The 13,672-nt window shown below is 70.3% G+C and carries 8 protein-coding genes; 3 read left to right on the plus strand and 5 right to left on the minus strand.

What is annotated here, in order from left to right; all coding sequences use genetic code 11:
* The 5 genes from Ahu01nite_RS10420 to mfd all read right to left on the minus strand — a co-directional run.
* The coding region (locus Ahu01nite_RS10420) for an alpha/beta fold hydrolase (protein WP_203836265.1) at positions 1–827 on the minus strand (827 nt) is incomplete at its 3' end.
* Complete coding sequence (locus tag Ahu01nite_RS10425; RefSeq protein ID WP_203836266.1) at positions 824–2,440, minus strand: DUF885 domain-containing protein; 1,617 nt, start codon at positions 2,438–2,440, stop codon at positions 824–826. The genes Ahu01nite_RS10420 and Ahu01nite_RS10425, both read right to left, overlap by 4 nt.
* A gap of 10 nt (positions 2,441–2,450) precedes the next feature.
* The gene (locus tag Ahu01nite_RS10430; protein ID WP_203836267.1) at positions 2,451–3,419 is read right to left on the minus strand and encodes a nucleoside triphosphate pyrophosphohydrolase; all 969 of its coding nucleotides are present in this window, start codon (positions 3,417–3,419) and stop codon (positions 2,451–2,453) included.
* Complete coding sequence (locus tag Ahu01nite_RS10435; RefSeq protein ID WP_203836268.1) at positions 3,419–4,207, minus strand: hypothetical protein; 789 nt, start codon at positions 4,205–4,207, stop codon at positions 3,419–3,421. The genes Ahu01nite_RS10430 and Ahu01nite_RS10435 overlap by 1 nt, the downstream gene beginning before the upstream one ends.
* A 13-nt stretch (positions 4,208–4,220) precedes the next feature.
* Complete coding sequence (gene mfd, locus Ahu01nite_RS10440) at positions 4,221–7,856, minus strand: transcription-repair coupling factor (protein ID WP_203836269.1); 3,636 nt, start codon at positions 7,854–7,856, stop codon at positions 4,221–4,223.
* 186 nt (positions 7,857–8,042) lie between these two features.
* On the opposite strand from mfd, the gene Ahu01nite_RS10445 reads away from it, so the two are divergent.
* The 3 genes from Ahu01nite_RS10445 (at position 8,043) to glxA (ending at position 13,672) form a co-directional block, all read left to right on the plus strand.
* Complete coding sequence (locus Ahu01nite_RS10445; protein WP_203836270.1) at positions 8,043–9,782, plus strand: hydrogenase maturation protein; 1,740 nt, start codon at positions 8,043–8,045, stop codon at positions 9,780–9,782.
* An 87-nt stretch (positions 9,783–9,869) separates the two neighbouring features.
* The gene (locus Ahu01nite_RS10450; protein ID WP_239158763.1) at positions 9,870–11,723 is read left to right on the plus strand and encodes a glycosyltransferase family 2 protein; all 1,854 of its coding nucleotides are present in this window, start codon (positions 9,870–9,872) and stop codon (positions 11,721–11,723) included.
* Entirely contained in the window at positions 11,720–13,672 is a 1,953-nt protein-coding gene (gene glxA, locus Ahu01nite_RS10455; protein WP_203836271.1) for a radical copper oxidase GlxA, read from the plus strand. Before Ahu01nite_RS10450 ends, glxA begins: the two co-directional genes overlap by 4 nt.

Here is a 13,672-nt window from a genome sequence, read left to right on the forward strand (position 1 = left end):
GACCCCGCGTCAGAACCGGGCGCAGAGGGTTGCGGCGCGCTGGCAGCGGGCCTCGCGTCGAGAGCAGCGGCGGGGCCCGGCCGCGCGTCAGAACCGGGCGCGGCGGGCTTGGGCGTGTTGTGGGTGGCGTCGGTGTGGAGTTGGCGGTACCAGGAGAAGCCGGCGGCGAGGGACTGGGGCGTGCGGTAGGCGGCGACGGCGGCCTGGCGGGCGTCGTCGGTGATCCTGGTCGGGTCGGGTGAGAGGACGTCGAAGAAGTAGTCGAAGTAGGGGCGTTCGCGCCCGGCGACCATCGTTTCGGGCAGCCCCGGGATCGAGTGGAACGCGAAATGCCAGACATACGGGTTGGCGAGCACCTCGCTCCACGGGTCGATCCCCGGCACGACGGTGTCAAGGATCGCGACCCCCGAGACGTCGTCATACGTCTGGAGGTAGGACCAGGCGACCATGCCGCCGCAGTCGTGGCCCGCGAGGACCGGGCGGTCCAGCCCGAGCGTGCCGATCAGGCCGTGCACCACCTCGGCGAGGGCGCGCTTGGAGCCGTCGGTCGCGTCGCCGGTCGACTCCCCCACCCCGGGCAGGTCGAACGCCACCATGCGGGCACCGGCCTCGGCGCCCGCGGCCATAACCCCGCGCCATGCGAACCAGGACTGCGGCCAGCCGTGCACCAGCAGAAAGACCTGGCCGTCGGCGGGACCGGCCTCGACGACGTGCAGCGTGGACGCGCCCACCGGGACGTGGCTGTGCCGGAACAGCCCGCCAGCCGGCGCGCCGGGAGCAAAGCCGTGAGCGGAGCCAGGAGCAGAGCCGGCGGCCTGCACCGTCACACCCCCAGCAGGAAGCGCAGGTGGCGCGGCGGGGGCGAGCCGTGGGCCAGCATCGCGTCGTGCCAGGCCTTGGGGGTGGCGCCGAAGGGGCGGGCGGCCGCGATCTCGGCGATCTCGGTGTAGCCGACGAAATAGGTGGAGAGCTGGGTCGAGGTGAGCAGTGCGCGCTTCCATTTGCCCGCCGCCTCGCCCTCCTCCTGGAAGCCGAGCCCGGTCATCATGGCCATCGCCTCCGCCTCGGGGAGGTCCTCGCAGTGCACGAGCTGGTCGAGCACGGCGTTGAGGCTCATCCGGAGCTGCATCTTGAGCTGCTGGAGCCGGATCGGGAGGCCGCCGAAGCCGAGGCCGGTCATCAGCTCCTCGGCGTAGACCGCCCAGCCCTCGACGAAGGGGCCGGAGAAGCCGAGGGACCGCACCCGGGTGGCGGCGCGGAACCGGCGGGAGTGGGCGAGCTGCAGGAAGTGGCCGGGCATGGCCTCGTGGACGGTCAGGTTGCGCAGCATGTGGTTGTTGTATTCGCGGTAGAACGACTCGCGGCGCGCGGCGCTCCACTCGGCCGGGGCCGGGGCGATGCAGTAGAACGTCGGGACGTCGGCGGTCTCCAGCGGGCCGGGCGGGTCGCAGTAGGCGACGGCCACGCCGCGGGCGAACTCCGGCATCTCCTCGATGACGCAGGGGTCGTCGAAGAGCGACATCAGGTCGTGCTCGCGGACGAAGTCGGTGGCCTCGCCCATCGTCACCTTGGCCAGGTCGACGATCGTGGCGTCGTCGGGGTGCTCGGCCGCGAGGCTGTCGAGCGCGCGGCGCACGGTCTCATCGGTGGCCGGGCCGCCGACCAGCTCGGCCGCCGCCTCGCGCAGCTGGGCGCCGACCTCGTCGAGGGTGCGCCGGGCCCGCGCGAGAATCTCGGCGGCGGGCAGCTCGGTGTCGAGCGTGTGCCAGAGCCGGGCCTCCCAGAGCGGGCGCCCGAGGCGGGGGTCACGGCCGGAGTCGGCGCTCTCGAGCCGCCGGGCGAGGAAGCCGTCGAACTCCTTGAAGGCTTTCAGCGCCGCTGCGGCCGCGGGGTCGATCGACGAGCGAAGGGCGGGTGCCTGCCCGACGAGGCCGGGCAGCTCGTCGCGGATCAGCGCGGCGGAACCGGCGAACTGGCCGCGGGCGACCTCGGTGTGCAGCCGGGGCATGTCGCGCAGCACCGCGCGGGCCGTCGCCAGCGCGTCGGGGATCGCCGAGAGCCTGCCCTCGAGGCTGGTCAGCCGCTCCTCGGCGGGCGCGAACGGGCGCGCGATCAGCATGTGCAGCAGCGGGCCGGGGTTGTGCTCGAGGGGGTTCCACTCGTGCTCGCGCACGTCGGTGAGCTCGAAGATGCCGCGCTCGACCACCGCCGAGAGGATGGCGTGGTCGACCTGATCCTGCTGGTCGAACGAGTCGGGGTCGATGCCGGAGAGGGCGTCGGCCGCGTCCCGCAGCATGGTGACCCGATCGGTGACCGCGCCCGGGGAGAGGTCGGGCAGGGCGGCGTCGAAGCGGTGGTCCCCCGCGTAGGAGGCGAGGGCGGGGTCGCTTTCGAGGATCGCGTCGACGATGCGCTCGGCGAGGGGTACGAACTCCGGCATGGAGCAGAACTTACTCGGCGGGTGCGACACTTTCCGCGTCGCGCACGGCGCCGGCGTGACGCAGAGCGGCTGCACGCAGCAACGACTCGGCGTCGAGACCGTCGACCCGGGACTGCGCGACGAGCCGCAGCAGGGTGGATCCGAGATCGGCGCCGGACGGGAGCGGCACGTCCAGACCGGCGCGCTCCGTGCGCTGCAGGATCTTCGCGGCGAGCGCCAGCGCGGGCTGACTCAGGGCGATTCCCTCCAGGACGGACTCGCGGGATTTCTCCGCCTTCTTGATGCGTTCCCAGTTGTCGATGATGTCCTCGACGCTGGCGACGCTCTCCCCGGCGAACACGTGCGGGTTGCGCCGGACCATCTTGTCGACCAGGTCACCGGCCACGTCGTCGACGTTCCAGCGCTCGTCCTCGGGCAGGTCCTCGGCGAGCCTGGCGTGCAGGACGACCTGGAGCAGCACGTCACCCAGCTCCTCGCGGAGGGCGTCGAGGTCGTTGTCGGCGATGGCGTCGTACGCCTCGTAGCTCTCCTCGAGCAGATACTGCGCGAGGGTCTCGTGGGTCTGCTGCTGCTTCCACGGGTCACCGCCGGGCGACACGAGCCGGTCCATCACGGCGACCGCGTCGAGCAGCCGCGCACCGGGCGGATCCCACGAGCCGTGACACAGCTCCAGCTCGGCCAGCCCGGGCTCACGCGCGAGTCGCATTCCCAGCTGCCGGGCGAAATCCTCATCCCCCGCGGCGCCTGCCAGCCACACCACCGTCGAAGACGAAGTCAGCGACCCAAGGAGTTGATCAATAGAGGGAGAAACAACGTTGACAGTCACCCCGGAGGCACGCAGGGCAACAACCTGCGGCCCGTCGAAGGCCGTAAAAACCGGACCACTACGGACCAGATCCCACGCGTACGCGGTGAGCAGCCCCGCCGGCAGCCGAGGTGAGGTAACCAGGAGAACGATGCGGCCGGCGGGCTGGGTCATCAGCCGAGGGTAGTCACGGCCGAGACGTCGGTGACGTACGGGGCCTCGTCAGCGTTACCGGCGAACGACACCACCACGAGCGGCACGTCCTTGCCGTCCGCGGACTGCGCCGACAACAGCGTGACCTGCTGGTTGCCGTACCGCGGGTTGAGCTTCACCTTCGCGTCGGCGGCGATGTCCTGCAGCTCGTTACGCATCGCGACATACGTCTCGAGCAGCTTCTTGTTCTCGGCGGAGAGCTGGCTAGCGAACTGGTCGTACGGCGTGCTCGGGTCGGCGGCCCCGCCCGCGATCAGTCGCTTGTAGACGTCACGCAGGTCGGCGTCGGTGAGCGTCGCCGGCGTCACCTTGCTCTGCAGCGCGGCGCGCAGCTGGAACGTCTGCGTGTAGAGCTTGGTGTATTCCCAGGTCGCCGAGTAGCTGCGGGACTGGGCGACCTGGTCGACGGTCGGCTCGGCGGCGGCCTGCACACCGTGCGCCTGCGCCGCCTTGCTCAGCACGTCGATGCTGAGCAGCGTGTTGACCACGTCCTGCTGCTTGATCGGCATGACGAGCGGGCTCACCGCGCCGGCCGAGGCACCGCCGGCCTCGCCCGTGGCCGCGGCCTTGCTCCGGGCCTCGGTCAGATCGTCGCGGACCTGATCGAGGATCTTCTCGACCCGGTCCTCGGAGATGGTCTGCTTCCCGACGTAGGCGGCGACGTCCGGCGACTGCTGACACGCGGACAGGCCGGTGACGGCGATGGCGGCAACGACGGCGGTGGATGCGATACGGCGGGCACGGCGCATGGTCACGACTCTCTCACGGCTTGGCTGTGACGCCCGACACCGGGGCCGGGATGTCGCCGAGGACGTCCTTGAGCAACTGCGTGCACCATTGCAGCAGCGCCAGGTCCCGCAGGGGCTCGCCGCCGACCCGCCGGGTGCTCGGCCGAGGCACGCTGACCTGGTCGTTCACCGACTTGTAGACGGAGTCGGGGTGGTAGCGCTTGAGCCGCATCTGCTTCGAGTCCGGCAGCGGCAACGGCGAGAAGCGCAGGTGCTTGCCCTGCACCGAGACGTCGGTCAGGCCGTACGCCCGCGCCACCTGCCGGAACCGTGCGACCGCGATCAGGTTGGCAACCGCCTCCGGGGGCTCCCCGTAGCGGTCGGTCATCTCGGCGACCACCTCGTCGAGGCGGGCACCGTCGCGGGCCTCGGCGAGCTTGCGGTACATCTCGAGGCGTAGCCGCTCGACGGAGATGTACTCGGTGGGCAGGTGCGCGTCGATCGGCAGGTCAACCTTGACCTCCGGCTCCTCCTCGGGGCGCTCACCCTTGAACGCGCTGACGGCCTCGCCGACCATGCGCACATAGAGGTCGAACCCGACGCCCTCGATGTGACCGGACTGCTCGCCGCCGAGCAGGTTGCCGGCGCCGCGGATCTCGAGGTCCTTCATCGCGACGTACATGCCGGCGCCGAGCTCGGTGTGCTGGGCGATGGTGGCCAGCCGCTCGTGCGCGTGCTCGGTGAGCGGCTTCTCACGCGGGTAGAGGAAGTAGGCGTACGCCCGCTCGCGCCCCCGGCCGACCCGGCCGCGGATCTGGTGCAGCTGGGAGAGGCCGAGCAGGTCGGCACGCTCGACGATCAGCGTGTTGGCGTTGGGGATGTCGATGCCGGACTCCACGATCGTCGTGCAGACCAGGACGTCGAACTCCTTCTCCCAGAAGCCGACCATGACCTTCTCGAGCTGTTCCTCGCTCATCTGGCCGTGCGCGACGGCGACCCGCGCCTCGGGCACCAGCTCGCGCAGCCGGCGCGCGGCCTTGTCGATCGTCTCGACCCGGTTGTGCAGGTAGAAGACCTGGCCGTCGCGGAGCAGCTCGCGGTGTACGGCGGCGGCGACCTGCTTGTCGTCGTACGCCCCCACGAACGTCAGCACCGGGTGCCGCTCCTCGGGTGGCGTGGCGATCGTCGACATTTCGCGGATGCCGGTGATCGCCATCTCCAGGGTCCGCGGGATCGGGGTGGCCGACATCGTCAGCACGTCCACCGAGGCCCGCAGCGCCTTGAGCTGCTCCTTGTGCTCAACGCCGAAGCGCTGCTCCTCGTCCACGATGATCAGGCCGAGGTTCTTGAACTTGGTCGAGTTGGACAGCAGCCGGTGCGTGCCGATGACGATGTCCGCGGTGCCGGCGGCGGCCTCCTCCAGCGTGAGCGTCGCTTCCTTCGGCGTCTGGAACCGGGAGAGCTGCTTGATCCGGATCGGGAACTGGCTCATCCGCTCGGCGAACGTGTTGTAGTGCTGCTGGGCGAGCAGCGTGGTGGGCACGAGGATGGCGACCTGCCGGCCGTCCTGGACAGCCTTGAACGCAGCGCGCACCGCGATCTCGGTCTTGCCGTAACCGACGTCGCCACAGATCAGCCGGTCCATCGGGACGGCCAGCTCCATGTCGTGCTTGACCTCGCTGATCGCGGACAGCTGGTCGGGCGTCTCCTGGTAGGGGAACGCGTCCTCGAGCTCACGCTGCCACGGCGTGTCCGGGCCGAACGCGTGGCCCTTGGAGGCCTGCCGGGCCGCGTAGAGCTGGATGAGCTGCGCGGCGATCTCGCGGACGGCCTTACGGGCGCGGGCCTTGCTCTTCTGCCACTCGGAGCCGCCCATCTTGTGCAGCGTGGGCGTCTCGCCGCCGACGTAACGGGACAGCTGGTCGAGCTGGTCGGTGGGGACGAAGAGGCGGTCACCGGGCTGGCCACGCTTGCTGGCGGCGTACTCGATGACCAGGTATTCGCGGTCGGCGCCGTTGACCTTGCGCTGGACGAGCTCGACGTAGCGACCGATGCCGTGCTGCTCGTGCACCACGAAGTCGCCGGGCTTGAGCTCCAGCGGGTCGATCGTGTTGCGACGGCGGCTGGGCATCTTGCGCATGTCCTTGGTGGACGCGCCCCGGCCGCCGGTGATGTCGTTGCCGGTGATGACGGCGAGCTTGGAGCCCTCGTCGACGAAGCCGTGGTTGATCCCGCCGCGCGTGACGATCAGGCTGCCCGGCTCGATGGCCTGTTCCAGCGAGTCGGCGGGGGTGATCCCGAGGCCGGCGTCGCGCAGCAGCTCGGTGGCGCGCTGGGCGGTGCCGTGGCCCTCGAAGATCAGCGCGATGGCCCACCCGTCGGCGGACCACTGCCGCAGGTCGTCGGCGAGCTTGCCGGTGTCCCCGTGGTAGAGCGGCACCGGCTGGGCGTGCAGCGCGATGGCGTCACCGAGATCCGGTGAGACGTCAACGGGTGCGGAATCCAGCCAGGGCGTATCGGACTCCGGAGTTTCCTCTGAAGAAAGTCCGAAGGGAGAAACGGTCCACCAGGGTTCGCGAAGTGTGGCGGCGTGCGCGCGCACGTCCGCGAGGGTGCGGAACGCGGCAGCACCGACATCGATCGGGGCCTCACCACCCACAGCGGCCGCGGCCCAGCTCGCCTCGAGGAACTCGTTCGAGGTGCGGGTCAGGTCGTGCGCGCGGGTGCGGATGCGCTCGGGGTCGCAGAGCAGCACGTGCGTACCCGCGGGCATGCAGTCGATCAGTAGTTCCATGCTGTCCGTGCCCTGCAGCAGGGCCGGCGCCAGCGACTCCATGCCCTCGACCGGGATGCCCTCGGCGAGCTTGTCGAGGATCTCCCCCAGCTCGGGGTGCTCGGCGGAGAGCTCGGCCGCACGGGCCCGCACCTGCGGGGTGAGCAGCAGCTCGCGGCAGGGTGGCGCCCAGAGCCGCTCGACCGGGTCGATGGTGCGCTGGTCGGCGACGGAGAACGTGCGGATCTCCTCGACCTCGTCGCCCCAGAACTCCACCCGGGAGGGGTGCTCGTCGGTCGGCGGGAAGACGTCGAGGATGCCGCCGCGCACGGCGAACTCGCCACGCTTGGTGACCAGGTCGACGCGGGCGTACGCCATGTCGGAGAGCCGCCGTGCGACCCCCTCCAGCTCCGCCTCGCCACCGCCGCGCAGCTCCACCGGCTCGAGATCGCCGAGCCCCTTGAGCTGCGGCTGGAGCAGGGAGCGCACCGGTGCGACGACGACCTGCAGCGGCTCGACGCCGGCCTCGTCGGGGTGGGCCAGGTGCCGGAGCACGGCGAGCCGGCGCCCGACGGTGTCGGAACGCGGCGACAGGCGCTCGTGCGGCAGCGTCTCCCAGGAGGGGTAGACGGCGACGCGGCCGGGCGCGATGAGACAGCCGAGCGCTTCGGCGAGGTCGTCGGCCTCGCGGCTGGTCGCGGTCACGGCGAGCACCGGGCGCCCGGCGCCACCGATCTCGGCCGGTCCGGCGACGGCGGCCACGATGAACGGGCGCAGCGAAGCGGGGGCGGTCAGGTCGAGGGCATCGGAGTCGGCTCCGCCCTTGCGGGCCAGGTCGCGGGCCCGGGCGAGCCCGCGGTCACGCAGGGCGGCCGGGATGAGGCCACTGAGTTGCATGAAAAAGACTCTCTAGAAGACACATCGAAAAACCCCGACGCCAGTTGGACGGGGGGTACCCGTCCAGCTTAGTCCGCGGACGAGGTGACGGAGGCGACGCCCGCTATCGGACAACAAGTCCGACATAACCCGAAACGGGTAGCGAAGACTCGCCATTTGTCGGGGGAAGTTGTCTGGGGAGGCGATGTGCGGATCCTTCTGTTGGTGTCGGTGTTCAACGGCCTGAGCCAGCGTGTCTGGTGTGCGCTCGCCGACGCCGGGCATGACGTCGGGGTGCGGCTGGTGACCGGTGGCCAGGAGATGATCGAGGCCGTCCGCACCGGCCGCCCCGAGCTGGTCATCTGCCCCTTTCTCAACGAGCGGGTGCCCGAGGAGATCTGGCGGCACCGGCGCACGGTGGTCATCCATCCGGGGCCGGTGGGCGATCGGGGCCCGTCGCCGCTGGACTGGGCGATCGCCGAGGCCGCCCCGGTCTGGGGCGTCACCGCGGTCGAGGCCGTCGAGGAGCTCGGGGCCGGGCCGGTCTGGGCCTCCCGGATCTTCCCGATGCCGCCCGCCGCGCCGCGCAAGGCATCGCTCTACAACGGCCCGGTCGCCGACGCGGCCGTGGAGTGCGTGCTCGAGGTGGTCGCGAAGGCAGCCGACCCCGGGTTCCAGCCCGCGACCGCGAGCGATCTGACCCTCGAAGTGATGAACGCACGGCCGCGGCCCGCGATGAGACAGGCGGAACGGGCCTTCGACTGGACGGACGGCACCGAGCGGATCGTCCGGCGGATCAGGGCGGCGGACGGCGCTCCGGGCGTACGCGTCGACCTTGCGGGGTTGCCTGTCTTTGCTTATGACGCACACCCCGGACTCACCCGCGGTGCCCGGCCCGGCACCCTGCTCGGTCGCCGGCAGGGCGCGGTGCTGGTGGCCACCGGCGACGGCAGCGTCTGGCTCGGCCACCTGCGTGACGATCGGCCGGGCGCGTTCAAGCTGCCCGCGACCACCCTGCTCGGCGGGCGCCTCCGCGGCGTGCCGAACTCCCCGCTCGTCGCGGGCGCCGAGCCGGAGGGCCCGTCGTACCGGCAGGTCAGATACCGGCGCACCGGCCCGGTCGGGTGGCTCTGCTTCGACTTCTACAACGGCGCGATGTCGGCCGGGCACTGCCGCCGGTTGATGGGCGCACTGCGGCACGCCATCGGCCAGGACACCCGGGTGCTGGTGCTCCGGGGAGGGACCGACGCGTTCAGCAACGGCATCCACCTCAACGTCATCGAGGCCGCCGCGGACCCCGCCGGCTCCGCGTGGGCCAACGTCAAGGCCCTCAATGAGATCTGCCGCGAGCTGATCGGGTGCACCCGCCAGGTCGTGATCTGCGCGTACGCGGGAAGCGCGCGAGCCGGTGGCGCCATGCTCGGCCTCGGCGCCGACATCGTGGCGGCCCGCGACGGCATCGTGCTCAACCCGTACTACGACATCGGGCTCTACGGCTCGGAGCTGCACACGTTCACGCTGCCCCGGCGCGTCGGACAACCCATGGCACAGCGGCTCGTCGAGGCGAAGCTGCCGGTGAGCGCCCAGCGCGCCCGCTCGCTGGGGCTCGTGGACGAGGTCGGGCCGCGCCATCCGGAGGCGTACGCCGAATGGCTCGGCGACCTGGCCGCCCGGCACGCCGACGCCCGCGCCGCCCGGGTGCTGCACTCCGCCAAAACCCGGCGCCTCGCCACCGAGCGGGTGCCGCTCGACGTCTACGAATCCCGCGAGCTGGCCGAGATGAGCAGCGACATCTACGCCGACCGGTCCGGTTTCACCGCGGCCCGGCGCGCGTTCCTCTCCGGCCTGCGTCCCGCCCGTCCGCACCTGGAGGCCCCCTCGTCCCAGGATGCGGGAGACCTGGGACGTCATCCCGCGGTCCGGCCGGCGGTTCCGATCTCCGCCTGACGCCCGCGACATCTGAGCACCGAACACCGGGACGACGGCTGGCCGGCCGTCGTCGCGATGAGTCACGCCCGCCGACGGAAGGAAGTCATGAGCGTCGTTCAGACCCCGCCACCCGAGCCCCCTGACCTCGACGAGACCAGGGTCATCCCGGCGCCCCGCGCCCAGCTCGACATGGAGAACCTGAGCGGCGGTAACGACCGGACCGACATCCTCCCGCTCCGGTTCAGCTACAGCGCCTACAGCGTGCTCGCGGGTCCCGCCGAACTCCGCCCCCAACGCCAGGACCAGCCGTATCGCGTAACGATGAAACCGCTCGCCCGGCGACGCCCGATCGCGACCGTCCTCATCACCCTGTTCGCCTTCGCCTTCGAGTCGACGTTCTTCGGCTGGCTGCTCGCCTCGATCGCGCTGCCCGACCCCGACCTGCACACCGGGGTCTTCGCGGCGACCATCTTCATGATCGCGGCGACCTGCCTGATCGAGCTGTTCCGGCTGGTCAACGTCGTCACACTCTGCCTGGCCTCGATCTGGGCGCGGGATCCCGTGCCGATCGTCCCGGACGCGAACCTGCGCGTGGCGTTCCTGACCACCATCGTGCCCGGCAAGGAACCGCTGGACATGGTGGAACGCACCCTCGCCGCGGCGATGAAGATCCGCCACCCCGGGCCGTACGACGTGTGGCTGCTCGACGAGGGCGACGACGACGAGGTCAAGCAGATGTGCCGGCGCCTCGGGGTGCGGCACTACACCCGGCGCGGGCTGCCGCGGTTCAACACCCCGGCCGGCGCGTTCAAGGCGAAGACCAAGCACGGCAACTACAACTCCTGGTGCGAGCGGCACGGCGAGTCGTACGACGTCTTCGTCTCGGTCGACCCCGATCACGTCCCGCAACCCAACTTCTGCGAACGCCTCCTCGGCTACTTCGACGACCCGGACGTGGCCTTCGTGGTCGGGCCGCAGGTCTACGGCAACTACGACAGCGTGGTCACCCGCTGGGCGGAGTCGCAGCAGTACCTGTTCCACTCGCTGCTCCAGCGCGCCGGCAACAAGCGCGGCATCGCGATGCTGGTCGGCACCAACAACGCGGTACGCATCTCCGCGCTGCGCAGCATCGGGGGCCTGCAGGACTCGATCACCGAGGACATGGCCACCAGCGTGGTCATGCACAGCACGAACAATCCGCGTACGGGTAAGCGCTGGCGCTCGGTCTACACCCCGGACGTGCTGGCCGTCGGCGAGGGCCCGTCGAGCTGGACCGACTACTTCACCCAGCAGCACCGCTGGTCGCGCGGCACCGACGAGGTCGTGGTCCGCAAGTTCGCCCGGATCGGCTGGAAGCTCGGCATCGGGCGGGCGCTGCACTACGCGCTGCTGATGGCGTACTACCCGCTGACCGCGCTCGCCTGGGTGCTCGGTGCGCTCGTGGCCGCCTGCTACCTGATCCTCGGCGCCAAGGGGGTCCAGGTTCCGCAGCAGGTGTGGCTGATGCTCTACGTCGACGCCGCGCTGTTCCAGATCGGGCTCTACCTCTTCAACCGCCGGCACAACGTCAGCCCGCACGAGGAGGACGGCTCGTCCGGGCTGCCCGGCATGCTCGTCTCGACCCTGTCCACGCCGCTCTACGTGTCGTCGTTCTTCGGCGCGCTGCTGGGCCGCAAGGCCGGCTTCGTGGTGACCCCCAAGGGCGACTCGACCAGCCCGGACCGCCTGCTCACCTTCCGGCACAGCCTCGCCTGGGCGGGCTTCTACGCCGCACTGCTGATCGCGTCGCCGTTCCTCGGTCACGTGGACGGCGCGATGTGGCTCTGGCCGACGCTCAACCTGGTGATCTGCCTGCTCCCGGTCGCCGTCTGGCAGATCCAGAAGGTCCACGCCAGGACGACGAAGAACCACAAGAAGAGAGTCCTGGACCCCAAGACCATGGAGAGGACGTACGCGTGAAGCCACGCACCCGCCCCACCCTTGCCCGCCGGCTCGCGAGCGGTCTGGTCGCGATGCTGGTCCTGGGCATCGTCCTGGTCGTGAACCGCCCGATGGTCGCCGCCGCCTCCGAGGCCTACCACGAGTTCAGCATCAACCGGCAGTCGTACAAGGAGCGGTACGGCCACTGGTCGGACCTGCCCGTGCCGCAGGACTTCAAGGTCAACGCGATCCACGCCGCCCTGCTCAGCACGGGCAAGCTGCTGATCATCGCGGGCAGCGGCAACAACCGGGACGCGTTCGAGGCCGGCACGTTCCGGACCGTCATCTACGACCCGGCGAAGGACGAGTTCAAGGACATCGACACGCCGAGTGACGTGTTCTGCGCCGGCCACACGTTCCTGCCCAACGGCAACCTGCTCGTCGCCGGGGGGACGAAGGACTACGAGGTGCTGCCGGAGGACATCGAGCACGCGTACGGCGTGATGAAGTTCAAGAACGAGTCGGCGACCAGCGGCCCGCACACGTTCAAGAAGGGCACGAAGCTCGTCTCGAAGACCGGCCACGTCTACCGGACGCGCGACGACGTCGTGCTGGGCAAGGCCACGACGATGAAGCACGGCGAGATCGTGATGACGCACGCCGCCGAGGCCGAGGTCTTCGTCGACGCCGTGGAGAAGGGTGACGCCCCGCTCGTCGAGACGCCCGGGCAGTACACCGTGCAGGGGCTGACCGGCGCGGACAAGCAGAACGTCTACGGGGTCTCCGACAAGATCACCCACGAGAAGCAGGAGTACGCGGGGGACAACAAGTCGTACGAGTTCGACCCGGTCACCGAGTCGTACGTGAAGGTCGGCGACATGGTCGAGAAGCGCTGGTACCCGACGCTGGCCGAGCTGCCGAACGGGGACGTGCTCGCGGTCTCCGGGCTCGACGAGTTCGGCCGGATCATCCCGGGCGACAACGAGAAGTACATCGCGTCGCAGAAGCGCTGGGTGGATGCCCCGGAGCTGCACCGTACGTTCCCCACGTACCCGTCGTTCCACATGATGCAGGACGGCAACTTCTTCTACTCGGGCTCGAACGCGGGCTACGGCTCGGACACCGTCGGGCGTACCCCCGGGGTCTGGAATGTCCGGAAGAACACCTTCCAGGAGGTGCCCGGACTGCGTGACCCGAAATTGACCGAGACCAGCTCCTCGGTGCTGCTCCCGCCGGCCCAGGACCAGCGCGTGATGATCTTCGGCGGGGGCGGCGTCGGCGAGTCCGAGGTCTCCACGAAGCGCACCGACATCATCGACCTGACCGAGGACTCGCCGCGCTACTCACCCGGGCCTGACCTGCCCGCACCGGCGCGCTACCTGAACGCGGTGGTCATGCCCGACGACACCGTCTTCACCACCGGCGGCTCGTCCGGATACCGCGGCGGCAGGTACGGCCCCAGGACCCGCTCCGACCTGTTCAACGCGCAGATCTACCAGCCGGGCACGAACGTCTTCACCACCGCCGCCGAGTCCACGGTCGGCCGCAACTACCACTCCGAGGCGATCCTGCTGCCCGACGGCAGGGTCGTGACGATGGGCAGCGACCCGCTCTACGACGAGTCGGGCAAGGGGCCGGGCACGTTCGAGAAACGCATCGAGGTGTACTCGCCGCCGTACCTCTTCCAGGGCGCCCGGCCGAGCATCACCGGCGGCCCCGCCCACGTGAAGCGGGGCACGACCGTCGAGTTCACCAGCCCGGACGCGAGCAGGATCAGCAAGGCGCGACTGGTACGCCCGAGCGCGGTCACCCACGTCCTCGACGTCGACCAGCGTTCGGTCGCCCTGGACATCACCCCCGGGTCGGGCGACTCCCTGGAGCTCTCCGTGCCCAAGGCGAGAGGCCTGGTGCCCTCCGGCTGGTACATGCTCTTCCTGCTGGATGACAAGGGTATTCCGTCGGTGGCCCGCTGGGTTCAGGTGCTCTGA

The sequence above is a fragment of the Winogradskya humida genome, from assembly GCF_016862215.1.
In the GTDB taxonomy this organism is placed as follows: domain Bacteria; phylum Actinomycetota; class Actinomycetes; order Mycobacteriales; family Micromonosporaceae; genus Actinoplanes; species Actinoplanes humidus.

Bases quoted from the DNA above. Each gene is read 5' to 3' on its own strand.
- mfd (WP_203836269.1), bottom strand. From the start codon at position 7,856: ATGCAACTCAGTGGCCTCATCCCGGCCGCCCTGCGTGACCGCGGGCTC.
- Ahu01nite_RS10425 (WP_203836266.1), bottom strand. From the start codon at position 2,440: ATGCCGGAGTTCGTACCCCTCGCCGAGCGCATCGTCGACGCGATCCTC.
- Ahu01nite_RS10435 (WP_203836268.1), bottom strand. From the start codon at position 4,207: ATGCGCCGTGCCCGCCGTATCGCATCCACCGCCGTCGTTGCCGCCATC.
- Ahu01nite_RS10430 (WP_203836267.1), bottom strand. From the start codon at position 3,419: ATGACCCAGCCCGCCGGCCGCATCGTTCTCCTGGTTACCTCACCTCGG.
- Ahu01nite_RS10450 (WP_239158763.1), top strand. From the start codon at position 9,870: ATGAGCGTCGTTCAGACCCCGCCACCCGAGCCCCCTGACCTCGACGAG.